The sequence below is a fragment of the Peptoniphilus duerdenii ATCC BAA-1640 genome (assembly GCF_000146345.1).
Lineage (GTDB): Bacteria > Bacillota > Clostridia > Tissierellales > Peptoniphilaceae > Peptoniphilus_B > Peptoniphilus_B duerdenii.
The window spans coordinates 1872895-1896094 of the sequence record NZ_GL397071.1; the positions used below are offsets into that span (position 1 = coordinate 1872895).

The following is a 23200-nucleotide window of genomic DNA, read 5'->3' on the forward strand; positions in this document are numbered from 1 at the left end:
TTTTAATTTTATTATGTTTTATTTATTTTATTATATCATGTATTGAGGTTTGTTTTCAGATTTATAAGCTTTCTAAATTAGTCTGTTATCTTTTTCTATTTTGTTTTTTTAATTATTTTTTGCATAAAAAAACCACCTTTACGGTGGCTTTTGCTGTTAGTATGGAAATTTTATTTTATTAAATTTTGCACTTTTTTAAATTCGTCAGAGCCCGCTTTTTTAAGTAGGTCGAAGAGTACTGTTTCTGTGGTAGTTATCACACAGCCTAGTTCTCTTAAGTTTTTAAGTGCATTTTTGTAATTTAGTTTTGCTCTAGATCCTACTGCATCACTTACGATGAATACTTCATATCCAGCTTCTATCATGTCTCTTGCAGTTTGGAATACGCAGATATGGGTTTCGATTCCTGTTATGATTACTTGTTTTATTCCTTGTTTTTCAAATTCAGCTTTGAAATTTTCGTCCTTCATGCAGGAGAAATAAGATTTTTCAAGTTCTATTGAATCTCCAAGTGGCTTTCTTATTTCTGCATTCATTGGTCCAAGTCCCTTTGGATATTGGAGGGTGATTACATTTTTCATGCCCATTATTTCAGATGCTTTTGCTAGTATTATATTATTTTTTAGTACGTCATCTTTGTTAAATATGGCCGCTAGTAGTTTGTCTTGGATATCTATGAATAGAAATCCAGCCTTATCTCTTTCTAATTCAAATCTTTTCAATTTAGCCTCCTTAGTACAACTTTGTTCATTATCTCTTTGATATCGCTCATGTCCACATCGTTTTCGCTTTTATAATTTTTAAATGCGGATATTGCAAATGCAAGTTTTAATGTGGTGTCTAAACTATATTTTTTGCTAAGTCCAAGGGCAAGTCCTGTGAGCATTAGATTTTTATCCAATGTTGATACTTCCATTCCTTCTATGGAGAGTTTATAGGATTCATCTTTGCTTACAAATACCGCAGACACTCTACCTAGTGCTACTACCATTTCATAGATATTTAGCTTAGGTTGTAGTGATCTTACTACGTCTTTGTCGTAGCTAATTGGATCTCCTGTTAACTTTTGAAGCTGAGTCTTGTCGATTACTAGTCCCTTGATCTTCGTATTTTTTATAAGTACTTCATCTCTAAAGGATGCTACTACTTCTTTCTTATTATTTTCTGCAATTATCGCTACATTTTCGTAGAAGTCAGACTCTAAATTTAAATTGTCCGTTTCATTTAGCACGAGTATTCCATCTTCTTTTGAGATTTCGTTGATTCTTGAAAGTATTTCTGTCTCCGTTGCTGAAGTCATCCTAGGAGTTTTGGAGATGATGTCGAAGGATTTGTTTTCTTCATCTTCTACTTCTCCATCTTTATTCTCACAGTTTATTGTAACTTTAACCTGTTCAACGGATTCGTCCAATAATTTTACAATGTCTGTATCTATTCTTAAATTTTCAAGATATTCCCTGATTATTTTTCCATTCTCTAAGCCTAGACAAGTCAAAACCTTGGAATTTTCTCCAAGTTTTTTAAGGATCATCGCTGATGTAACCCCTGTTATGCCTATACTTCTACTGGTCGTTTGGGCGGTATTTTCTCTATCTCTCGTAAATCCATCGAGGCTATATTCTTTTATGAGCCTTGGATTAAAGTCACAAAAACAAATCATATTTTCTCCTTTACTCTACACTTAAAAGTGTACTTTCTACAACTTTTGCAATTTTAGAAACTTTGTCCCTTGACTCTATTCTATCATTACTCTTCGCATAGATGTATAGTTTTATTTTTGGTTCTGTACCAGATGGTCTAACCGCAAACCAAGATCCGTCTTCCAATTTGTATATAAGCACATTGGAACTTGGATTTCCATTGAATCCATGGAGGTAGTCATTTACTTCTCTTACTTTGATGTCGCCAAATTCTTTAAACACTGTCTTTCTGAAGTAATCCATCATCCTTCCGATTCTCTTTTGACCTTCGATGCCTTCTAGAACTATACTCTTTAGATATTCTGTGTAGTATCCATATTCTCTAAACATTTTTTCTAGAACTTCGTATAGAGTTAGTCCTTGTTTTTTATAGTATGCCGCCATTTCACAGATAAGCATGGAGATAATCACTCCGTCCTTGTCCCTTACATGGTTGCCATATACGTATCCGATGGATTCTTCATATCCGAATATAAAATCGTGTTCCTTGGTTTTATCCCAAATATTTGGAAGATTACAGATATTTTTAAATCCTGTCAAAGTTTCAAAAGTTTCAACTCCAAATGATTTTGCAATCTTCTCTGACATATCTCCTGTCACTATAGATTTTACGATTGCACCTTTCTCAGAAATTTTATTCTTTTCTTTTAGTCCACTTAAGATGTAGTAGGTTAGCATTGAACCTATTTGGTTCCCATTAAAAGCATAGTAACCACCTTCGTACTTGCCAAGCATAGCGACTCTGTCACAGTCTGGGTCAGTTGCAAAGACAAGTTCTGCATCAGTCTTTTCCCCAAGAGCTACCGCATATTTAAATGCAGCTACATCTTCTGGGTTTGGATATCCAACTGTGGTGAAGTCTGGATCCGGATTTTCTTGTTCAGGTACAACTTCCACATTTTTAAATCCACGTTCATGTAGCACGTGTCTTACTGGTTTGTTTCCAGTTCCGTTAAGTGGTGTGTATACGATTTTGATATCTAAATCAAGTTCGTCACCGTCGTGGATTCTTCTCTTTAGAGTTTCTTCGAAGTAGGACTCGTCCAAATCATGTTTTAAAACTTCTACCAATCCAGATTTTTCCGCTTCTTCTAGGCTTGGTAAATCTTCTATATTATAGGTAGATTCTTTAATATTATTTTGAATTTCACTTGCGATATCGTCTAGGATTTGAGATCCTTCGTCCCAATAGACTTTGTATCCATTATAAATTTTTGGATTATGGGAAGCAGTTATAACTATTCCCGCTTGTGTTTTTAAGTACCTAACCGCATAGGATAGCATAGGAGTTGGTCTAATTCCATCGAATATATAACATTTAACTCCCATACTTGCAAATACTCTTGCAGCGATTTCTGTAAATTCTTTGGATTTATGTCTTACATCGTGGGCAATTACAACGCCTTTTTCCTTGCCGCCTTCTCTTGCAAGTACAGTCTTCGCCAAGCCTTTTGTGGCTCTTGCGATTACATATTCGTTCATTCTATTGGTTCCAAGTCCAAGGATTCCTCTTAGTCCTGCTGTACCAAATTCCAAATCTTTATAAAATCTATCTTTGATTTCAGAGTCTTTTAAATTTTTTAGTTCTTCTCTTTCACTTTCATTTAAAAAACTAGAGTTAATCCATTCTTCATAAGTTTCTCTATACATTTTATCCCTCTATTCTTTGATTAAGTCACAGAACTTAGCATTTACAAGACTTGCTAAATCCTTTGGGTTTATAATTATCTGTTCTCCAATATGACCTGCAGATACATAGAACTCTTCTAAATTTTCCGCATCCTTATGGATAAATGTCGGAAATAATTTCTTCATGCCAACGGGAGAGCATCCTCCATGGATGTATCCTGTCAGTGGCAAGAGGTTCTTTGCCTTTAACATTTCTATTTTCTTGACTCCACAGGCTTTTGCAGCCTTTTTAAGATCCAAGTTATCGTCACTTGGAATTACAAATACAAAATTTAAATCTCCAGATTCAGTTACCAAGGTTTTGTAGACCATCTTAGTATCTACTCCTAGCTTTTCTGCTGCGTCTACTCCACTTAGAGCTTCGTCCGGCTCATAGGAACTGCTTCTGTAATTAATTTTGTGACTGTCTAATATTCTCATTACATTTGTTTTTTTCATAATAATTATTTACCCCATTTTTTATTATTCAAAAGAATTACCACCACCAGAGTTATGACTCCAAGTAGGACAATGGTTCCCCCTGGCTTAAGTCCAAGGTAGAAGGATAGAAAAAGTCCAGTTATGGTGAAAAATATTCCAAATACAGATGACATAACCGTCGTCTTAAAATATGATTTTTCAAATTGCATAGCACAGGCAACTGGAAGAATCATAAGGGAGCTTATTATTAAAATCCCAACTGTTCTTGCAGATAGTGAAACTGTAAGTGCAACCAAAATCATAAATATTAAATTGATACGGTCCACTGGCACTCCACTTATTTTAGCAGAATTTTCGTCGAAGGATATATATAGTAGATCTCTGTAAAAATATATAAATAAAAGTAGTACCACTGCTGATACAAAGATTACTATCCACATCTCTTCGTCTGTTATTGCAACTATTGAACCGAATAGAAACGATTCAAAATTTGTCCTCGTCTTTACAAATCCAGTTAATAATGCAGCAAGACCTATGCCAGTACTCATGGTGATAGAAGTGGATAGGTCTGCATATCCTGGAAGTTTTTTACGAATAATTTCTATAAAAATTGCTGAAAATACGCAGAGCACTATGCTCATAAGTAGCGGTTGAAAACTCATTACAGAGCCAAGCATAACGCCTGCAAGTGCCACATGGCTCATGGCGTCTCCTATGATGGACATCTTTTTGTTTACTACCACCACACCCATAAGCGGAATAATAAGGCTTATGATGCATCCAACTATCAACGCTTTTACCATGTAAGGATAAGAAAATATCTCCATCATAGCCTCCTTATCTTCTTTTCACTAAGTTCAAAAGTTTTATTTAAGTATTTTGAAACATCTCTAAGTTCATGGGTTATTACCAAGATTGTTTTATCATGAGCAGCATTAAGATGGTGAAGGAGCTCATAGAGACTTCTTCTAGAGTTTTCATCCACCCCATTTGTCGGCTCATCTAAAATTAAAAATTTTGTATTTTTAACGAGAGCCTTGGCAATTAGAACCCTCTGTCTCTGTCCTCCACTTAGTTTTGAATAGAGAGTTTCGTATTCGTCTTCCATTCCAACTTGGGAAAGTGCATAGAGAATTGAATCTTTTATCTCTGGCGAAACTTTTTTAAAGCCTCTAAGCCTGTCATAAAAAGCAAGGCTTACTAATTCACCAACTGTGATTGGAAATTCCCTTGTGGTTCCTATTTGAAGTTGAGGAACATATCCTATATCTGTGGTTTCTATTCCTGTAGTATAAATTCTACCAGAATCTGGTTCTAATTCCTTCAAAATAAGTTTTATAAGAGTGGATTTTCCCGATCCATTTCGACCTATTAGGGCTGCGAAATCTCCCTTTTCAATTTCTAAATTCACATCGTCTAGAATAATATCTCTTTCATAGGCGAATGTTAAGTTTTCTATCTTAAGTATACTCATAATAAAATGGGAAGTCTAAGACTTCCCCTCCTTTTTTTTAATTTAATGCTTCTTCAAGATTCTTTAGATTATCTCTCATTATAGAGAAGTAATCTACACCTTTATTCATGTCGTCTTCACTAATTCCTTCGATTGGATTTAAAGTTCTTACTTCTGCACCAGTTTCTTTTGAAATAGTTTCAACTATTTTTGGATTCATAGCTTCTTCTGTAAATATTATTTTGATGCCTTTTTCTTTTACAAGTTCAATTATTTCTTTTATAGTCTTAGCATCTGGTTCAGATTCAGCCATAACTCCTTCGATTCCCTTTTGAGTTAGTCCATATTCATTACATAGATACCCAAAAGCCTCATGGCTTACTACAATTTCGTTTGATTTGATGTTTGCAAGTCCATCTTTGTATTCGCTGTCTAGTTTAGTAAGTTCATCTGTATATTTTTTAAGATTTTCTTCGTAGAAATCTTTGTTTGCTTCATCAAGAGCAACTACTGCGTCTGTAATGTTTTTAAGCATTATTTGAGCATTCTTTGGACTTAACCATACGTGTGGATCATTTGGTCCATGGTGATGGTGATGATGTCCGTGTTCATGTTCGTCGTGGTTGTGATTGTTTTCGTTGTGATTTCCATTGTCATGATTGTGATTGTCATGATTATGATTGTTGTGGTTATTGTGGTTGTGATTGTTGTGATTGTGGTCTTCACCTTCATGATTGTGATCATGATCTTCGTCTTCGTGGTCATGATCGTGTTCTTCATGGTTAGCTAAAAGACTTACGCCTTCAGATGCTTCAACGAATTTGATATCCTTATTGATCGCTGATTTTACTTTGTCTATATATGATTCAAGTCCAGCTCCATTGTAGATGAAAAGATCTGCATTTGTAATATTTTTCATATCTTCTGCAGATGGTTCAAAGTCATGGGCGCTTTGGTTGCCTGATTCTAGGTAGACAACATTCATCTTATCTCCAACGATTTTCTTTGTAAAATCATAAATTGGATAGATGGTTGTGTAGATGGTTTTAGTAGTTCCATCGCTTGTTTCGTTTGATGCGCTATTTGTAGTTTTATTATTTGATTTGCAGCCTACAAGAAGTACACTTAGCGCAAGTACTACTGCAAAATATTTCTTAATGCTATTCATATTTCCTCCTGTATTATCATTAAAAAATTTGAGTTCATTTTTTTAAAATTTTTCTAATTGATATTTAGTTGAACATCGGTGCATAAATACATATGTCCAGGTATTCATAAATAATAATGAATCTCATAATCTATATATTACCACTTATTAAAAATTTTTCAAATAATATTTTTTCTGGACAATTTTAAAAAAAAAGTATATAATCTATTGGTACATTATGAGCTGAATAATTTGCAATTATATATTAAACTGTGTTAAAATATAGAGTGCAATTAAGAATGGAGGTGGCACTATGGCAAAAAAATGTGAAATCTGTGGAAAACAAAGAGTATTTGGTAATACAATATCTTTCTCACATAAAAGAGGTAATAGATCTTGGGCTCCTAACCTAAGAAGAGTAAGAGCCGTTGTTAACGGAACTACAAAAAGAATCGACGTTTGTACTAGATGCTTAAGAAGCGGAAAGGTAGAAAGAGCACTTTAAGGCTTCCTATTTAATAGAAGCCTTTTTTTAAACCTTCTTTTGGGAGGTTTTTTTATTGCATATATGAAAAGCCTCCCAAAATTTTTGGAGGCTTTTTTTAAACTTATATTAATTTATTTTTTTACTTGTTATTTTGAAGTTTTAAATTTTATTTTTTATTTTTTGAAATCTTTTGGAACGCTTCCCTTGGACTTCCATCATCTATTTTAATTACACCACAATAGGTAAATCCATTTTCTCTTATCTTATCAAGCATCTTATGGTTATTCTTGTGGGTGTCTATTCTTAAGTTTTCATATTTTTCTTCAGAAAACTTTATAATTTCTGACATAATTCCTCTAGCTTTCCCAGAGCTTGCCACTCTATGTAAGGTCGCATAAGGCTCATCATTTAACCATTTGCCATCTATTTCAAGATAGGTTTTATCTTCTCCATATATAAGTGCAAATGCACCTACAATTTCGTCAAAATCTACTACCTTGTAGAGATTTTTATTTTCTATATCCCTTTCCAAAGTTTCTTTCGATGGTTTGTTATCTCCCCACTGGGTTTTATTTCCGCTATTTTTCATAAATTCTCTAGCTTCTCTATATATTTTTAGAAGTTTATCGAGATCCGTTTTCTTTGCTAATTCTATTTTCATAATTTCTCCATGTAAATAAATTGTACCCAGGATTTCTCCTGGGTAATTATTTTAGTTATTTATTTTATGTTCTGTATGAAGTAACATATGAGCCTTAAATGATAGTGGTTTACCTAGGTATTCATCATAGAGTTTCTTTATATCTGGATTGTCATGGGAACATCTATATTCGTAATTGTCATCTAGTTTATAAAGTTTCTTTCCTCTTTCAAAGGCTTTTTCTTGTCCATCGTGGATAATTTGTCCACCGCCGCCTACGCAGCCTCCAGGACACGCCATAACCTCTACAAAGTCATAGTTTGCTTCGCCTTTGTCAATTCTTTCTAGTAGCTCTCTAGTGTTTCCTAGTCCACTTACTACTGCTGTTCTTACCTTTACTCCATCTATATCGAATTCAGATTCTCTGATGCCGCTACCATCTTTAGAACCGTCATTTCTAACTCTTAGGAATGCATCGTTTGGAGGATTTTCTCCTTTCAATGTGAAGTATGCAGTTCTTAGTGCTGCTTCCATAACTCCACCGGTTGCTCCGAAGATTACACCTGCTCCAGTTCCATCTTCCATCGGATTGTCGCTAGGTATATTTTCTAGATTAGAAACATTTATATGAGCTGATTTAATCATTCTTGTCAATTCTCTAGTAGTTATTACTATATCAGTTTCATGACCTGCAAATTCTCCATAGTACATATCCATTTCTCTTTCAGCCTTCTTAGCAACACATGGCATTACTGAAATTGCAACTATATCGTTAGGATTCTTGCCAATCTTTTCTGCAAAATAGGATTTCATTACTGCACCAAACATTTGTTGTGGTGATTTTGCAGTTGAAAGACTGCTTAACATATGCGGAAATTCTGTCTTTACAAATCTTACCCAACCAGGGCAGCATGATGTAAACATTGGTCTTTCCTTTAAGTCTCCAGCTGTGAATCTTTCTAAGAATTCGCTTGCTTCTTCCATAATGGTTAGGTCTGCACCGAATACTGTATCGAATACGTAGTCTGCTCCCATCTTTTTAAGGGCGTCAAAAATCTTTCCAACTGGTGCTTCTTCTTCAGATAGTCCCATTTGTTCTGCCCAAGATGCACGTACTGCTGGTGCAACTTGCACTACTACTGTCTTGGTTTCATCTTCAAGGGCATTCCATGCCTTTTCAGTGTCGTCTCTTTCTGATAGAGCTCCTACTGGACAGTGGGTTATACATTGACCGCAAAGTGAACAGTTTGCATCTTCTATCTTTCTTCCACCGGTTACGTTTACTGTAGTTCTAGCTCCAGTTCCTTCTAGTCCCCAGACATTTAAGCTTTGCATCTTATCGCAGACTTGGATACATCTCATACATTTGATACATCTTGTTGAATCACGAATAAGTGGGAAGTTGTTGTTCCATTCTTGTTTTTCTAGATGTTCTTCATATGGAATTTCTCTAATGTTTAAATCATAGGTTAAATCTTGAAGTGAACAGTTTTGATTTCTTGCACAGGACACACATTTATTGGAGTGTTGTGAAAGAAGTAGTTCCACTGTAGTCTTTCTATGAGATCTTACCTTTTTAGAGTTTGTTTTCACTTCCATACCTTCAAGTACCACATTGTTACATGAAGTTATAAGTTTATCTTTTCCATCTACTTCAACTACACATACTCTACATGCAGCTATTTCATTTAAATCTTTTAAGTAACAGAGTCTTGGAATGTGAATTCCTACAGATTCTGCAGCTTCCATTATAGTAGTTTGTCCAGGAACAGATACTTTTTTTCCGTCAATAGTTAAGTTTACCATCTATGTTCCCTGCCTCCTTTAAATACACCGTATCCAAAGTGGTCACAACGAAGACATCTAGATGCTTCTTGTAATCCTTCTGATAGGGTCATACAGTTTTCTACTCCTTCGAAGTCGCAGACTCTTTCACTGCTATCTCTCTCAGTCATATTTACTCTTGCACATGGGCTCTTGTCCTCGATTCCTATTTCCGGAATATCAATATCCACAGAGATTATGTGGTGATATCCAAGGTAGGAGTCGATGTTTGCCGCTACAACTTTGGCAGCTGCGATAGCCTTTATAACAGAAGCAGGTCCTGAAGTACAGTCCCCTCCAGCAAATACACCAGGGAATTCTTCTATTGCTCCTGTTGAATCGGTGACAAATCTTCCCCATTTAACTGGGAATCCCAAATCTTCAAAATACTTAGTTTCAATATTTTGTCCGATTGCAACTATAAGGTATTCGCAACGGATGAATTGATCTTCTTCTCCAGTTGGTTTTATGCTTGCTCTTCCATCTTTTATATTACTAATCATCTGTGGTGTTACCCAAAGACCTTTTAGTTTTCCTTCTTCATCAAATTCTAGTTTTGAAGGAGCCTTCAAAGTTACAAGTTCTATACCTTCAGATACAGCCCCTTCGATTTCTCCAGGTAGAGCTGTCATATCTGCAACTCTTCTTCTGTAAACTATAGAAACTTTTTCTGCTCCAAGTCTCTTAGCAGTTCTAACTGCGTCCATAGACACGTTACCACCACCGACAACTGCAACATGTTTGCCGGTTAGGTCGATCTTTTCTCCAACTCCAACGGCTCTTAAAAATTCTACTGCAGAAACTATATTTTCAGCAGCTTCTCCTTCAAGTCCAAGTTTCTTATCTGTACTTGCACCTACAGTTATAAGCACTGCGTCATATTCTTTTTGTAGATCTTCTATACTTAGATCAACGCCGATTTTAACTCCGTGGATTACTTTTACCCCAGTCTTAAGAATAGCGTTTATATCTTCGTCGAGTCTTTCTTTTGGAAGTCTGTAGTTTGGAATACCATATCTAAGCATACCGCCAAGTTCTGGTAGCATTTCGTAAACTACAGTACTATGTCCCATAAGTTGTAAGTAGTATGCAGCGCTTAGTCCTCCTGGACCTCCGCCTAGGATTGCAATTCTCTTGCCAGTGGATGGACCACATTCAGGTGGATCTACAAATCCAGCGTAATCCGCTGCCATTCTCTTTAGACCTCTTATATTTATGGCATCATCCATCATGTTTCTTCTACATTTTTCTTCACATGGATGTTCGCAAATAAATCCGCATGTAGTTGGGAAAGGGTTATCCTTTCTAATAAGCCTAACCGCATCCGCAAATCTTTGTTCCCTTATAAGTGCAATATAACCTGGAACGTCTACCCTAGCTGGGCAAAGTGCCACACAAGGAACTGGTTGAGCATATGTGAAATTACATCTTCCATGAAGAATATGTTCTTCGTAATCATCTCTAAATCCAATAAGTCCTTTGTAAACCATATTGGCTGCTTCGTAACCTATTGCGCAGTCAGATGATTCCATAGCAGTAAGTGCTGTCTGTTCTATAACATCAAGTGTTTCCAAGGTAGCATTTCCATCTAGTACATCTTTTATTAATTTTGCAAGTTGTGCTAGACCAACTCTACAAGGAACACATTTTCCGCAGGTTTGAGCATGGCATAACTCTACAAAAACTCTAGCCATATCCACTGGACATAGTCCCGGTGGTGAAGATTCGATTCTTCTTTCCAAGTCTTTATAGAGACTATCCATTACTATATTCGCTTGTTTAGGCGAAATTATTTCTAAACGGCTCATAAAACTCCCCCTTATGTATCTAATATAATTATAACATATATGAGTATATAAACAAGGAATATATTTTCCTTGTTATCAATTTAACAGAATACTAAGCGTGTAAAGCTTGATTCCATCATAATTAAATTTTTAACAAAATCTTTTGAAATGATAATGTTTATTAAAGATTTATTAATTATGTAATATATATTGAATGTGATATCTTTTTATGCTTTAAATTGTGTGTAAAAATACATAAAAAAAGAAGCACCTAACGGTACTTCTAATTCTGCACTTATTCTTCAGTGCCTTCTGAAGTTTCAGCTTCGTCTTCTTCAGGTAGCTCTTCATATCTTTCAAAGATAATCTTTTCAATTGCGCTTCTTGCTTCTTGATTAATTGGATGAGCAATATCTCTAAATTCTCCATTAGAAAGTTTTCTAGAAGGCATTGCAATAAATAATGAGCTATCACCTTGAATTACTTTAATGTCATGGACAACAAATGCATCATCAAAAGTAACTGATGCCACTGCTCTTAGGTTTCCTACTCCATGAATTTTTCTAATTCTTACATCTGTAATGTTCATAATGTCACCACCTTGTCATTTATATCTTTATTATAGTACATCGTAATAAAAAAAACTACTATAAAATAGAATTTTGTATATAAAATTTAAATTTCTTTATGTTATAATTTAACAAGACGGAGGAATTACATGTTTATTTTTAATATAGATGAGAAAAAATACAAAAAAATACATTTCATAGGAATCGGCGGTATTTCTATGAGCGGTTTGGCAGAAATTCTAAACGAATCAGGATATAATGTATCTGGTTCAGACGCAAATAAAAGTGATCTCTTAACTAAACTTGCAAACGATGGCATTGATATACATATCGGCCACAAAAAAGAAAATATTGATGGTGCAGATCTTGTGATCTACACAGATGCTATTTCCCTTGACAATGAAGAGCTTAGAGAAGCTATTAAACAAAAGATAGATATAGTCGACAGAGCTTCTTTTTTAGGTGCTCTTATGAAAAATTACAAAATTTCCATGGCGATTTCTGGTACCCACGGCAAGACTTCTACCACTTCAATGGTTTCTGAAATTATAAGAAATCTTCCTGAGAGACCGACTATTCTACTCGGTGGTAAACTTGACGATATAAATGGAAATGTGTTAGTTGGCAATAGAGAAATCATGCTTACTGAAGCATGTGAGTACAAGGCAAATGTGCTTAAGTACTTCCCAACCACTGCAGTTATATTAAATATTGACGAAGACCATTTGGATTATTTCGACAATATGGAACATATAGTAAACACTTTTAAGGGATATGCTGACAATTTAAAACCAGGATCTACTCTAATTTTAAATATAGACGATCCATACGTGAGAGAACTTCAAAATAGAGATAACACTACTGTTGTTACCTTTGGAGTTGAAAATGACGCAGACTACACTGCAAAAAATATTAAATTCTGCGAAGATGGATACCCAGAATATGACCTTTACTACAAAGGTTCTCTAATAGGCAAGGTTATTCTATCAGTACTTGGAATTCACAATATCAAGAATTCCCTTGCAGCTATTGCCTGCGCTCACGAAAATAATATTTCATTCAAAGATGCAATCGATGGCATTCATTCTTACAAAGGTGTCCATAGAAGGCTCGAGTTCAAAGGAATGTTTGGCGGTGCAAAGGTGTTCGATGACTACGCTCACCATCCTACAGAAATCCTTGCTTCCCTTCATGCGATCAAAAGAGGCTGCGAAAGAAATCTATACTGTATCTTCCAACCTCATACCTTTACGAGAACCAAGATTCTACTAGATAGTTTTTCAAAATCTTTTAGCGAAGCTGACTACACCATCATCACAGATATCTATGCCGCTCGTGAAAAAGATTACGGAGATATACACTCCAAAACTCTTGTGGATGCGATAAATCAAAATAAGGACAAGGCTCTCTATATAGAAACATTCAGAGATATAGTTAAATTCTTAAAGGACAATCTTCGTCCTGGAGACACTGTAGTCACCATGGGTGCAGGAGATGTTTATAAAATCGGAGAGATGCTTCTCGAAGAAGAAAAATAATTTTAAGTTTAAGGAGGTTTAACCTCCTTTTATTTTATTATTATTTCAAGAATATTTTCTAATTTTTAAATTCATTTTTTTAAAAACTTTTTGATTTTTATATTTTTCTTTGGTATACCAATATTTTTATAAGAATTAAGAATTTAGGTTTAGAATAATATTTTAAAATTTTAACCATTTTGTAATAGCATTATTTTATTAAACTTGTTATAATAAATAAAAACGGAGGTTAATTATGAATAATTTTAAAAAAGCAGCAGTAGCTCTTTCTCTTGCAACAATCCTTACTGGATGTGGCGGAGCAAAAGGACCTGGAACTGCAAAAGATGGAAACGAAGCTAAGATTGAAACAGCTTCTATGAAACTTGTTACTGCAGTTGAATCAGCAAACTATAAATTAGTTTCAACTGAAGAACTAAAGAACTGGATTGATAACAAGGAAGATATGATAGTAATAGACACTATGCCTGCTGACAGCTACAACAAAAACAGAATCCCTGGAGCAGTTAACGCTGAACTTCCTGTTAAGATGGAAGATGTAACTCCAGAACAAAAAGAAGCTTTTGTTAAGGCTCTTGGAGAAGACAAAGACAAAAAAATCGTTATTTACTGCGGTTTCGTTGGATGCGAAAGATCTCACGTAGGTGGACTTATTGCTGAAGAAGAAGGATTCACAAATGTTTACAGACAACCAGGTGGAATCATCGCTTGGATTGACGCTGGATATACAACAGAAAAATAATTAAATTAAATTTAAACCCTAAAGCTATTTAGCCTTAGGGTTTTTGTTTGTTCTGAAAAATTATTTGAATTTGCATAATTTTAATTTGTGATGCATTGTAAATAAAAACCCCTCCATCCTTATTCTAGATTTTGGGGTTCAGTTCAAAATAACTACGGTTATCTTTACATATTCTTTAATTTTTCTTCTATTATTTTATTTACCATTTGTGGATTTGCCTTGCCCTTTGATGCTTTCATTACTTGTCCTACTAAGAATCCAAAGGCTCTGTTCTTTCCATTATTTATATCTTCAATAGACTTAGGATTTTCTTCTAGTACTTTTACAACAAGCTCTTCGATGAGTGAGTCGTCTTCTATTTGCACTAGTCCTTGTTCTTTTATAATGTCTAGTGGTTTTTTATTTTCTTCAAACATCGCTCTTAGGACTTTTTTGCCGGCGTTGTTATTTATCTTTCCAGATTTTATTTCTTTTAATAGTGTTTTTAAATCTTCAACTTCAAACGGAGTTTCAAATTTATTATCTCCAGTTAAGTCTACTCTTCTTAAAACTTCTGTCATCATCCAGTTTGACGCCATGTTGTAATCGTCAAAGTCTCTTACCAATTCCTCGTAGTAGTTTGCAAGTTCTATTGTTGATGTCAACACTCCTGCATCGTATTCTGGAAGTTTGTATTCTTCTATAAATCTTTGTTTCTTAACATCTGGCAATTCTGGCATTTCAGATTTTATCTTTTCGATATATTCATCAGTTATCACCACTGGAGGTAGATCTCCTTCTGGTGCAAATCTATAGTCTGCCACAGTTAACTTTTGTCTCATTAGAATGGTTTCATTCTTTTGATCGTCCCATCTTCTAGTGGTTCTGATTTCAGATTTTCCAGTTTCAAGTAGGTCAATATGTCTTTTTACTTCGAAGTCTATCGCCTTTTCTACTCCTCTAAATGAGTTTAGGTTTTTAACTTCTGTTACTGCAGTCTTCTTCCCAGTGTCTAAATCTTTTATATTGACGTTTACGTCGCATCTTAGAGATCCTTCTTCCATCTTGCAGTCAGAGATTCCAAGGTATACTATTGTTGCCTTTAATTTTTCTAGGAATTCTCTCGCTTCTTTTCCAGAAGAGATGTCTGGTTTAGATACGATTTCTATAAGTGGAACTCCACATCTGTTGTAATCCATATATGTGTTTTCTTCCATGTGCATGGATTTTCCAGTGTCTTCTTCCATTTGGATTTTCATAAGTCCTACCTTCTTAGGATTTCCGTCATCACCTTCGATTTCGATGTATCCGTCATAGCAGATTGCCATATCGTCTTGGGTAATTTGGAAACCTTTTGTAAGGTCAGGATAGAAATAATTTTTTCTGTCGAATTTTGAAAATTTTCTGATTTCGCAGTTAAGTGCATGACCTGCCATAACAGTGTATCTAACTACATTTTCATTAAGCACTGGAAGTCCTCCAGGAAGTCCAAGGCATACTGGACAGGTCAAAGTATTTGGTTCTTTTCCATAGGCATTTTCGCAGGAGCAAAAAGCTTTTGTCTTAGTTTGAAGCTCCACATGGATTTCAAGACCTACAATTGTTTTATAGTTCATTTTTACTCCTTTCAAATAGATATGCTGAATTTAAAATTTCGTTGTCCTTCATTCTTCTTCCTGTAAATTGGATTCCCACGCTTAGTCCGCCCTTCTTGTTCATTGGAACTGATAGTGATGGACATCCTGCCATGTTTGCTGGAATGGTAAACATGTCCGCCTTGTAGATTTCTACCGGTGTCATTTGTGAGTCAAGTTTAATTGGAAGGATTGGTGATGTTGGAGAAAGGATAAACATATTGTCTTCTAGAACTTTATCCATTTCAGATTTTATAAGTCCTCTTACCTTAAGTGCCTTGTAGTAATAATCTTCCGCAAGGTCAAGTGAAAGTATTTGAGTTCCAATCATGATTCTCTTCTTTACTTCTTGTCCGAAACCTTCGCCTCTAGTCTTCTTAAACATTTCTTCGATGGTTTCGTAGTCATCTGTGGTTCTCTTGCCGTAGATGATTCCGTCGAATCTCGCCATGTTGGAAGAAATCTCGCCATTTACTAAGATATGGTATGTTTCGATTACATTCTTTAGATACTTCATGTCCACATAGTTTATCTTTGCGCCAAGATCTTCAAGAATTTCTATTGCAGTTTTAAATTCACTTTCAATTCTCTCATCATCAAGATCCAAGTAAACTTTTGGAATTGCAATATTTTTTCCTTTTAAATAATTTGAATCTAGTTTGTCGAAGTCTACTTCATCTATGGATTTATTTTCGATAGAAGTTGCATCCTTTATGCTTCTTCCCTTCAATGCTTTTAGTAAAATCGTAGCATCTTCTACGGTCTTACCCATGGTTCCTGGGCTGTCAAAAGTGTTTGCCATGGTTGAGATTCCATATCTTGAAATAGTTCCATAGGTTGGTTTTATTCCAACGATGCCGCAGTAAGATGCAGGTTGTCTAGTAGATCCACCTGTATCTGTTCCAACAGATACCACAGCCATTTCTCCAGCTACTGACGCTGCAGATCCTCCTGATGATCCTCCAGGGATAAGAGTCTTGTCAAGTGGATTTTTGGTCGCTCCATAGTATGAAGATCTAGTGGTAGCTCCCATCGCAAACTCATCCATGTTTACTTTACCAAGGATAAGTCCTCCTGCTTCCAAAACTTTTTTAGTAACGTCTGCGTCGTATGGAGATTCATAATTCTCTAGAATCTTTGAACCGCAGGTAAGTCTTACATCTTTTACAGAGATATTGTCCTTTAGAGAAAGTGGAATTCCAGATAGAAGTCCATCTCTATTTAGATTTTTCTTTGCAAGTTCAAAAGTCTTCGTGATGTAAGCATTTATTTTTCCATCTTCTTTTTCTATATTTTCAATATAGCTATTTAAAACTTCTTCCTTTGTGAAGTCGCCTTTTTTATAGCCATCTTGAAGTTCTTTTATTCCTAATTTTGTAAGTTCCATAACTACCTCAATCTACAAATTTAAGTATTTCAAAGTATCCATACTTTTCAACTTCTGTGTTCTTTAGAGCTTCTTCCTTAGGAAGAGAAACCCCTACTTCATCTGGTCTAAAATTATTTTTAATATCATTTACTTGAAATACGCCTTCCACATTTTCAGTATCTATTTTCGCAATATTGTCGATTAATTTCATCGTATCAACGAAGTCAGATTCGAAGTTCTTAAGTTCTTCATCGGTAAATGAAATATTGGCTATGTCAGCAATATGCTTTATATCTTCAAGCTTCATTTTTCCTCCTCGTATGTTTTCTCATCTATTATTTTAATCCCAAGTTCCCTCGCTTTATCCGCTTTGGAACCTGCGTTTTCTCCTATTATAACGAGATCTGTATTCTTTGAAACAGATCCTACCACCTCTGCTCCAAGGGAGAGAAGTTCTTTTTCTATTTCTTTTCTCGGTCTAGAAAGTTTACCTGTCAAAACTATCTTAAGTCCTGCAAAATTACTATTTGAATCTTTTGCAACATCTACATATTTTGGTGTAATTCCATGATCAATGAGTTTTTTAATTGAATCTTTGATTCTTTCATCATGGAAGAATTCATAAATTTCGTGAGCGGTTATAGGTCCCACATCATCAATGCTTACCAGTTCTTCTTCAGTTGCATTCATAAGTCCTTCTAGACTTTTGAAATGGTCCGCCAAATCTCTTGCAGCCTTTATGCCCACATTGTGAATTCCAAGGGCATAGACGAAGTTCGAAAGATTTACGTCCTTTGATTTTTCCAGCTGTTCAAGAAGGTTATCGGATTTTTTGTCCTTAAATCCTTCCAAACTCATTAGGTTTTCTTTCGTAATATCGTAAAGGTCGGAAACTTCTTTTATATCCAAATCAGAAATTAAAACTGCTGCAGTTTTATCTGAGAGACCTTCTATATTCATAGCATCTCTACTTGTGAAGTGCACGATTCTTCCGATTAACTGTGGCAAACATGAAAGTGTATTCGGACAGAAGATATGAACTCCATCCTTATAAAGCTCTGAACCACAGTATGGACAGTGGGTTGGAAGTTTTATCTCCTCTGTCTTTTCGTCGGAAGGAACTGCTCCAAGTATCTCAGGGATAACATCGTTTGACCTTCTAAGTAGGACTCTACTTCCAAGTCTTAGTTTCTTTCTTTGGATGTCGTCAAAGTTATTTAAGGTCGCCCTTTGAATGGTAACTCCGCCTATTTCTACCGGCTCTAAGATTGCCGATGGAGTAACCTTTGCGGTTCTACCCACATTCCAAATTACATCGAGAAGCTTCGTTGTGACTTCTTTTGCTTCGTACTTATAGGCAACTGCCCAACGAGGAAACTTGTTGGTGTATCCTAGTCTTTCTCTAAGCGAATAGTCATCCACCTTAATAGTTGCCCCGTCAATTAAAACATCCAGAGAGTCTCTCATCTCTTCGATTTTATTTATACACTCTATTGCTTCGTCTATATTTTTCACATGGTAGTAGATCGGATTTACTTTGAATTTCTGTTCTCTTAAAAATTCCTTCATCTCCGTATCGGTTTTAAATTCCCTGCCTTCGATGTAGCCAACATTGTAAAAGTAGGCGTCGAGATTTCTCTTTCTCGTCACCTTTGGATCCAGGTTTCTAAGTGCTCCTGCCGCTGCATTTCTAGGATTCTTTAAGACTTCCTCAGCAGTTTCGTTATACTTGTTAAAGGCTTTAAAAGGCATAAGCCCTTCCCCTTGTACTTCAAATAATCCTTTGTATTCAATGCTTAGTGGCACAGAATTTATGGTCTTAACCTGAGGAAGAATCTCCTCTCCTATGAGACCATTCCCCCTTGTGCTGGCATTTTCAAGAATTCCATTATTATATGTCAAATTGATTGTAAGACCGTCGAATTTTAGTTCCACCACATAATCTATATCTTTAACGCCAGGAAGAAGTCTCATATTTCTCTCTTCCCAAGCGCGAAGTTCGTCAAATGATTGAGCCTTATCCATAGAATATAGTGGACTTAGGTGTGTGTGTTTTACAAATCCAGTTAAAAGCTCACCACCTACCCTGTTAGTCGGGCTGTCTGGTCTTATATATCCAGTTTCTTTTTCTAATTTTACAAGTTCGTCGTAGAGCCTGTCGTATTCAACGTCCGCCACCAGAGGTTCGTCCAAAGTGTAGTAGTGGTAGCTATATTTATTTAAAAGCTCAACTAATTCATCTATTCTCTTATTCATTTAAACTCTCCAATGGCGCGTGGGATTTCATCAGCCTTTTGATATTCCCGTTGTCAAAAGCTACTACCAATTCTTCGTCATCATCTTTTTTAGTTACAGATACGATCATTCCCTGTCCAAAAATCCTGTGTTTTACCTTGTCTCCGATGGAGAAATCCTTGGAGGTGTTGAGTTTTTGCTCCGCCTTCTTTTCCCTTTGACTGCGGAAATTTTTGGAGATGGAATTCATTCTATTGATCTTGCTCTTTCTATCGTATTCAATTCTAAGTTCGCTATCTTTTGTATCTAAATATTCGATACTTCCCATCTCTTCTATAAACCTAGATGGCTTGTTGTAGGTCGGTTGACCGTAACTATTTCTACTCTTGCAAGAACTTACAAAGAGTTGTTCCTTGGCTCTAGTTATTGCGACGTAGGCGAGTCTTCTCTCCTCTTCCACTTCGTCATCTTCATCCATGGATCTTCCTGATGGGAAGACTCTCTCTTCCATTCCAACCAAGAATACCACTTTGAATTCGAGTCCCTTCGCTCCATGAACAGTCATAAGGCTTACTCCGCCTGTATCTTCCGATTTATCCACGTCGGATAGTAGACTTAGGGAAGATAGATATTCTTCCAAGTTCGGCTCTTCATAATTCTTTTCGTATTCGTAGCTGGAATTTATAAGTTCTTCTATATTTTCAATTCTACTTCTAGATTCAACCGTATTTTCTTTTTCTAAATCTTCAATATATCCGGACTCTCTGCAAACTTCTTCGATAAATTCATGAATTGTAATGCTGTCCTTTTTTTCTCTCAGATTTTCTATAATATCTACAAACTTTTTAATATTCTTAGACGCTCTGATATTTAAATTGTATTCATCTAGATTTTTAATTATTTCATACATTGTCTTGCCAGAGTCTATCGCTGCCTTGCGTATCGATTCTACAGTTTGGCCACCGATTCCACGCCTAGGAGTATTTATAATCCTAGCAAGGGACACTTCATCATCGGTGTTTACGATGAACTGCATGTAGGAAATAATATCTTTTACTTCTTTTCTATCGTAGAATTTAAGTCCACCTACCACTCTATATGCGATGCCAGCCCTCATAAGATGCTCTTCAAAACCTCTCGATTGGGCGTTGGTTCTATATAAAATTGCCATATCTTCAAAAGGATAGTCCCTGTGAAGATCGTCAATCTTTTCTATTACGCATTTTTCTTCATCAAAGGAAGATGAATAGATTTTATATTTTACAGTTTCTCCACCTTGTGAGCTGGTCCAAAGATTCTTTTTGTACTTCGTCGGATTGTTCGCTATAAGACTATTTGCAGCATCTAGAATATTCTTCGTGGAACGATAATTCTGTTCTAGAAGCACTACCTTTGCATTTTTAAAATCCTTTTCGAAATTTAAAATATTTGAAATGTCTGCCCCACGCCAAGCGTAGATACTTTGGTCATTGTCTCCTACCACTGTTAAATTTGGATTTTCTCTACAAATCAGTCTTACCATCTCGTACTGAGATTTGTTGGTGTCTTGATATTCGTCTACAAATACATACTCAAATCTGTCCCTGTAATAGTTCTTAACTTCTTCGTGATTTTGTAGAAGTTCCACAGATTTTAAAATGAGATCGTCGAAGTCCAGTGCATTGTTCTTCTTCAGTTCCTTTTCATATTCGTAGTAGATTTCCTTGGTGATTCTCTCCGAATAGATGGATTCTGAAAGCACATCTTCCACACGACCTCCGCTATTCTTAATAGAAGATATCTTGGCTTGGATGGTGCGAGGTTTGTAACTGTCTGCGCTTAGATCCATCCTCTTTATAATATCTTTTACCACCGTCTGTTGATCCTTGGTGTCATAGATGGTGAAGTTTCTATCGTAACCAAGCCTATCTATATCTCGGCGCAAAATTCTAACGGCGATGGAGTGAAATGTGCCGATCCACATGTTGAAATCGGTGTGAATGAGCCTCTCAACCCTGGTCTTCATTTCATTTGCCGCTTTGTTTGTAAAAGTTATCGCCAAAATCTTGGAAGGATAGACTTTCTTCTCTTCCATTAAGTATGCAATTTTCTTCGTAACTACAGAGGTCTTACCTGAGCCTGCTCCAGCAAGCACAAGTACTGGTCCTTCTGTGGTTGTCACCGCTTCTCTTTGTCTATCGTTTAGTCCTTCCAGTAAATTCATATAAGCTCCCTTACTATTTTAGATCCGATAAAAAGTCCTGCCGCAGGAGGCACGAATGGCGTTGAGCCAGGAGTCCTCTTGTCTTCGCAGAGATTCTTCGGTTCTTCCTTTGAATAGCAAACATCTATGTCAATCTTTTCTTCTTTCAATAATCTCCTCATCTTGCGAGCGAGAGGATCCATGCTGGTCTTAGAAATCTTTGTAATCTCAATCTTAGATGGATCAAGTTTATTTCCCATGCCCATGGAAGAAATGATTCTAATCCCAAGTGAATGAGAATTTTTGATGAGAAGTAGCTTTGCCGCAACATCATCTATTGCATCCACCACATAGTCGTAGGATTTAAGATCTACTTTCCCTGCAGTTTCCTCGCTGTACCTAATCGGATATTTTTCTACAATCGCTTCCGGATTTATATCCAAGATTCGTTTTTCAAATGCATCTACTTTTTTCATTCCAACAGAAGAGTTAGTAGCGATGATCTGTCTATTGATATTGGTTAGAGAAATATCATCGAAGTCTACGATTCCAATCCTTCCGATTCCACATCTGGCAAGGGATTCGACCACATATCCGCCGACACCTCCAACACCAAATATAATTACAGACCTATTTTTTAAAACCTCTAACGCTTCTCTTCCTATAACTTTTTCTGTTCTCTCTCTATAATCTGTCATTTAAGTTCAATCCTAGATATTGAATCTCCTGTGAGCATAACCTTTAAATTAACTATGCCAGTTAGATTCTTGTCAAAGTAGTATGAGAATTCTGTAGGCACCTTGTTGTTTTCAAGATTTTTAAATGTAATAACATATCCATTTCCTGCTGCAACAGATCCAACCACTTCACATCTTGTAACAATCTCTTCAGTTTGGAAATTTCTATCTACAATTGTGTAGGATTTTGCAACATCATTTGTAATATTTAATTTAACAGTAGCTCCAACTATATCCTCTTTAATTTCAAATCCAAGCTTATAATCCTTTTCCACTCCAAGAACATCTAGGGTTATAACTTCAATATCATACCCCTTCACCTTTCCTACTACTTCCAAATTTTCATCTGGTTTAACAGGACGATATTGTTCTTTGTAGTTTAGAGCCTTCTTCATGATTACAGCCATCTCAGCACGACGAATATGTTTTTCACCGTTGAAGTATCCATCGGAACCATTCTTGTCAAAAATTCCAAAACTTACAAGTCCTGGCAAATACTTAAGTGCCTCTTTATTTATTTTATTTAAATCCTTGTAATTTAAAAGAGAAATATCTCCAGTCTTGTCACTTTCAAGAGCTCTTCCGAAAAGTGCGGCAATAGTTCCCCTAGTTGGATACTTCTTGCCGTTTATAAGACCTTTTTTTACAGCTGCATCTATTGTATTTAAAGTAATAGTTCCAATTTGTAAATTGTAATTTACAGCACCGATAGCCCAAGCAGGAATATTGTACTTAGTTAGATCATAGGTCTCATTATTTTTAACAGTTCCAATCTTAAGCGACTCAATAATCTTTAAAGTTTCCAAAAATGAAACTGCCTTTTGCGGTTTAAATGTCCCGTCATCATATCCGGCTAAAAGATTCTTTTCAGTCAAATAATCCACATATTCATTCGCCCAGCCGTATCCACTGTCCTTCATATCTGAAAATGACTTCGCATCTATCCCCTGTACCAAAGTTATAGCTGAAAGTCCAATTATAAAAAATTTCTTCATAAGTTTCTTCATTGATTTTTCCATAAAAACCTCCATGATTATTATAACACAAAGGATAAAAAAATCCCCTTTC

At 35.7% G+C, this 23200-nt stretch carries 21 protein-coding genes; 3 read left to right on the forward strand and 18 right to left on the reverse strand.

Translation table 11 applies throughout. From position 1 onward, the window contains the following. Window positions 1-170: 170 nt before the first annotated feature. From HMPREF9225_RS08525 to HMPREF9225_RS08555, 7 genes are read right to left on the reverse strand one after another with little or no spacing between them, the layout of a single operon-like run. Window positions 171-722: a hydrolase gene (locus HMPREF9225_RS08525; protein ID WP_008902539.1), complete on the reverse strand. Its 552-nt coding sequence runs from the start codon at window positions 720-722 to the stop codon at window positions 171-173. Further along, window positions 719-1660 carry a PfkB family carbohydrate kinase gene (locus tag HMPREF9225_RS08530; RefSeq protein WP_008902540.1) on the reverse strand — a complete coding sequence of 314 codons (942 nt, stop codon included), beginning with the start codon at window positions 1658-1660 and terminating at the stop codon, window positions 719-721. Before HMPREF9225_RS08530 ends, HMPREF9225_RS08525 begins: the two co-directional genes overlap by 4 nt. A 10-nt stretch (window positions 1661-1670) precedes the next feature. Further along, window positions 1671-3350 carry a phospho-sugar mutase gene (locus HMPREF9225_RS08535; protein ID WP_008902541.1) on the reverse strand — a complete coding sequence of 560 codons (1680 nt, stop codon included), beginning with the start codon at window positions 3348-3350 and terminating at the stop codon, window positions 1671-1673. Window positions 3351-3359: 9 nt separating this feature from the next. After that, window positions 3360-3827 carry a Cys-tRNA(Pro) deacylase gene (gene ybaK / locus HMPREF9225_RS08540; RefSeq protein ID WP_008902542.1) on the reverse strand — a complete coding sequence of 156 codons (468 nt, stop codon included), beginning with the start codon at window positions 3825-3827 and terminating at the stop codon, window positions 3360-3362. 5 nt (window positions 3828-3832) lie between these two features. Continuing rightward, entirely contained in the window at window positions 3833-4636 is an 804-nt protein-coding gene (locus HMPREF9225_RS08545; RefSeq protein ID WP_040551472.1) for a metal ABC transporter permease, read from the reverse strand. Then, window positions 4636-5283: a metal ABC transporter ATP-binding protein gene (locus HMPREF9225_RS08550; protein WP_008902544.1), complete on the reverse strand. Its 648-nt coding sequence runs from the start codon at window positions 5281-5283 to the stop codon at window positions 4636-4638. The genes HMPREF9225_RS08545 and HMPREF9225_RS08550 overlap by 1 nt, the downstream gene beginning before the upstream one ends. A gap of 37 nt (window positions 5284-5320) precedes the next feature. After that, complete coding sequence (locus tag HMPREF9225_RS08555) at window positions 5321-6430, reverse strand: metal ABC transporter solute-binding protein, Zn/Mn family (RefSeq protein ID WP_008902545.1); 1110 nt, start codon at window positions 6428-6430, stop codon at window positions 5321-5323. 292 nt (window positions 6431-6722) lie between these two features. Between HMPREF9225_RS08555 and rpmB the strand changes: the two genes are divergently transcribed. Next, entirely contained in the window at window positions 6723-6914 is a 192-nt protein-coding gene (rpmB, locus tag HMPREF9225_RS08560; RefSeq protein ID WP_008902546.1) for a 50S ribosomal protein L28, read from the forward strand. Window positions 6915-7062: 148 nt separating this feature from the next. Here the strand turns inward: rpmB and HMPREF9225_RS08565 are convergent, their stop codons facing one another. From HMPREF9225_RS08565 to spoVG, 4 genes are all read right to left on the reverse strand, one after another. Next, window positions 7063-7557 carry a GNAT family acetyltransferase gene (locus tag HMPREF9225_RS08565; protein WP_008902547.1) on the reverse strand — a complete coding sequence of 165 codons (495 nt, stop codon included), beginning with the start codon at window positions 7555-7557 and terminating at the stop codon, window positions 7063-7065. A gap of 51 nt (window positions 7558-7608) precedes the next feature. Beyond that, entirely contained in the window at window positions 7609-9342 is a 1734-nt protein-coding gene (locus HMPREF9225_RS08570) for a [FeFe] hydrogenase, group A (protein WP_008902548.1), read from the reverse strand. Continuing rightward, on the reverse strand, window positions 9336-11168 hold the full coding sequence (locus HMPREF9225_RS08575; protein ID WP_008902549.1) for an NAD(P)-binding protein: 1833 nt from the start codon (window positions 11166-11168) through the stop codon (window positions 9336-9338). Before HMPREF9225_RS08575 ends, HMPREF9225_RS08570 begins: the two co-directional genes overlap by 7 nt. A gap of 274 nt (window positions 11169-11442) precedes the next feature. Beyond that, entirely contained in the window at window positions 11443-11736 is a 294-nt protein-coding gene (spoVG, locus tag HMPREF9225_RS08580) for a septation regulator SpoVG (protein WP_008902550.1), read from the reverse strand. A gap of 129 nt (window positions 11737-11865) precedes the next feature. Here spoVG and murC point away from each other — a divergent pair, with 129 nt between their 5' ends. Together murC and HMPREF9225_RS08590 are read left to right on the forward strand one after the other, a co-directional pair. After that, on the forward strand, window positions 11866-13254 hold the full coding sequence (gene murC / locus HMPREF9225_RS08585; protein WP_008902551.1) for a UDP-N-acetylmuramate--L-alanine ligase: 1389 nt from the start codon (window positions 11866-11868) through the stop codon (window positions 13252-13254). Window positions 13255-13489: 235 nt separating this feature from the next. Then, complete coding sequence (locus HMPREF9225_RS08590) at window positions 13490-13996, forward strand: rhodanese-like domain-containing protein (RefSeq protein ID WP_008902552.1); 507 nt, start codon at window positions 13490-13492, stop codon at window positions 13994-13996. Window positions 13997-14160: 164 nt separating this feature from the next. Here the strand turns inward: HMPREF9225_RS08590 and gatB are convergent, their stop codons facing one another. The 7 genes from gatB to HMPREF9225_RS09875 are packed head-to-tail and all read right to left on the reverse strand — an operon-like array spanning window position 14161 to window position 23151. Then, window positions 14161-15591: an Asp-tRNA(Asn)/Glu-tRNA(Gln) amidotransferase subunit GatB gene (gene gatB, locus HMPREF9225_RS08595; RefSeq protein WP_008902553.1), complete on the reverse strand. Its 1431-nt coding sequence runs from the start codon at window positions 15589-15591 to the stop codon at window positions 14161-14163. After that, window positions 15581-16996 carry an Asp-tRNA(Asn)/Glu-tRNA(Gln) amidotransferase subunit GatA gene (gatA, locus tag HMPREF9225_RS08600; RefSeq protein ID WP_008902554.1) on the reverse strand — a complete coding sequence of 472 codons (1416 nt, stop codon included), beginning with the start codon at window positions 16994-16996 and terminating at the stop codon, window positions 15581-15583. Before gatA ends, gatB begins: the two co-directional genes overlap by 11 nt. A gap of 7 nt (window positions 16997-17003) precedes the next feature. Then, entirely contained in the window at window positions 17004-17285 is a 282-nt protein-coding gene (gene gatC / locus HMPREF9225_RS08605) for an Asp-tRNA(Asn)/Glu-tRNA(Gln) amidotransferase subunit GatC (RefSeq protein ID WP_008902555.1), read from the reverse strand. Continuing rightward, window positions 17282-19234: an NAD-dependent DNA ligase LigA gene (ligA, locus tag HMPREF9225_RS08610; RefSeq protein ID WP_008902556.1), complete on the reverse strand. Its 1953-nt coding sequence runs from the start codon at window positions 19232-19234 to the stop codon at window positions 17282-17284. The genes gatC and ligA overlap by 4 nt, the downstream gene beginning before the upstream one ends. Continuing rightward, the gene (locus HMPREF9225_RS08615) at window positions 19227-21416 is read right to left on the reverse strand and encodes an ATP-dependent helicase (RefSeq protein ID WP_008902557.1); all 2190 of its coding nucleotides are present in this window, start codon (window positions 21414-21416) and stop codon (window positions 19227-19229) included. The genes ligA and HMPREF9225_RS08615 overlap by 8 nt, the downstream gene beginning before the upstream one ends. Next, a complete protein-coding gene (locus tag HMPREF9225_RS08620; RefSeq protein WP_008902558.1) occupies window positions 21413-22093 on the reverse strand; it encodes a tRNA threonylcarbamoyladenosine dehydratase in 681 nt (226 codons plus the stop codon). The genes HMPREF9225_RS08615 and HMPREF9225_RS08620 overlap by 4 nt, the downstream gene beginning before the upstream one ends. After that, the gene (locus tag HMPREF9225_RS09875; protein WP_050748298.1) at window positions 22090-23151 is read right to left on the reverse strand and encodes an S-layer homology domain-containing protein; all 1062 of its coding nucleotides are present in this window, start codon (window positions 23149-23151) and stop codon (window positions 22090-22092) included. Before HMPREF9225_RS09875 ends, HMPREF9225_RS08620 begins: the two co-directional genes overlap by 4 nt. Window positions 23152-23200: the final 49 nt, after the last annotated feature.

What these genes read in the sequence shown, in the direction of transcription:
- HMPREF9225_RS08530 (WP_008902540.1), bottom strand. Translation starts at nt 1,660, where the DNA reads ATGATTTGTTTTTGTGACTTTAATCCAAGGCTCATAAAAGAATATAGC.
- HMPREF9225_RS08535 (WP_008902541.1), bottom strand. Translation starts at nt 3,350, where the DNA reads ATGTATAGAGAAACTTATGAAGAATGGATTAACTCTAGTTTTTTAAAT.
- ybaK (WP_008902542.1), bottom strand. Translation starts at nt 3,827, where the DNA reads ATGAAAAAAACAAATGTAATGAGAATATTAGACAGTCACAAAATTAAT.
- HMPREF9225_RS08545 (WP_040551472.1), bottom strand. Translation starts at nt 4,636, where the DNA reads ATGGAGATATTTTCTTATCCTTACATGGTAAAAGCGTTGATAGTTGGA.
- HMPREF9225_RS08550 (WP_008902544.1), bottom strand. Translation starts at nt 5,283, where the DNA reads ATGAGTATACTTAAGATAGAAAACTTAACATTCGCCTATGAAAGAGAT.
- HMPREF9225_RS08555 (WP_008902545.1), bottom strand. Translation starts at nt 6,430, where the DNA reads ATGAATAGCATTAAGAAATATTTTGCAGTAGTACTTGCGCTAAGTGTA.
- rpmB (WP_008902546.1), top strand. Translation starts at nt 6,723, where the DNA reads ATGGCAAAAAAATGTGAAATCTGTGGAAAACAAAGAGTATTTGGTAAT.
- HMPREF9225_RS08565 (WP_008902547.1), bottom strand. Translation starts at nt 7,557, where the DNA reads ATGAAAATAGAATTAGCAAAGAAAACGGATCTCGATAAACTTCTAAAA.
- HMPREF9225_RS08570 (WP_008902548.1), bottom strand. Translation starts at nt 9,342, where the DNA reads ATGGTAAACTTAACTATTGACGGAAAAAAAGTATCTGTTCCTGGACAA.
- HMPREF9225_RS08575 (WP_008902549.1), bottom strand. Translation starts at nt 11,168, where the DNA reads ATGAGCCGTTTAGAAATAATTTCGCCTAAACAAGCGAATATAGTAATG.
- spoVG (WP_008902550.1), bottom strand. Translation starts at nt 11,736, where the DNA reads ATGAACATTACAGATGTAAGAATTAGAAAAATTCATGGAGTAGGAAAC.
- murC (WP_008902551.1), top strand. Translation starts at nt 11,866, where the DNA reads ATGTTTATTTTTAATATAGATGAGAAAAAATACAAAAAAATACATTTC.
- HMPREF9225_RS08590 (WP_008902552.1), top strand. Translation starts at nt 13,490, where the DNA reads ATGAATAATTTTAAAAAAGCAGCAGTAGCTCTTTCTCTTGCAACAATC.
- gatB (WP_008902553.1), bottom strand. Translation starts at nt 15,591, where the DNA reads ATGAACTATAAAACAATTGTAGGTCTTGAAATCCATGTGGAGCTTCAA.
- gatA (WP_008902554.1), bottom strand. Translation starts at nt 16,996, where the DNA reads ATGGAACTTACAAAATTAGGAATAAAAGAACTTCAAGATGGCTATAAA.
- gatC (WP_008902555.1), bottom strand. Translation starts at nt 17,285, where the DNA reads ATGAAGCTTGAAGATATAAAGCATATTGCTGACATAGCCAATATTTCA.
- ligA (WP_008902556.1), bottom strand. Translation starts at nt 19,234, where the DNA reads ATGAATAAGAGAATAGATGAATTAGTTGAGCTTTTAAATAAATATAGC.
- HMPREF9225_RS08615 (WP_008902557.1), bottom strand. Translation starts at nt 21,416, where the DNA reads ATGAATTTACTGGAAGGACTAAACGATAGACAAAGAGAAGCGGTGACA.
- HMPREF9225_RS08620 (WP_008902558.1), bottom strand. Translation starts at nt 22,093, where the DNA reads ATGACAGATTATAGAGAGAGAACAGAAAAAGTTATAGGAAGAGAAGCG.
- HMPREF9225_RS09875 (WP_050748298.1), bottom strand. Translation starts at nt 23,151, where the DNA reads ATGGAAAAATCAATGAAGAAACTTATGAAGAAATTTTTTATAATTGGA.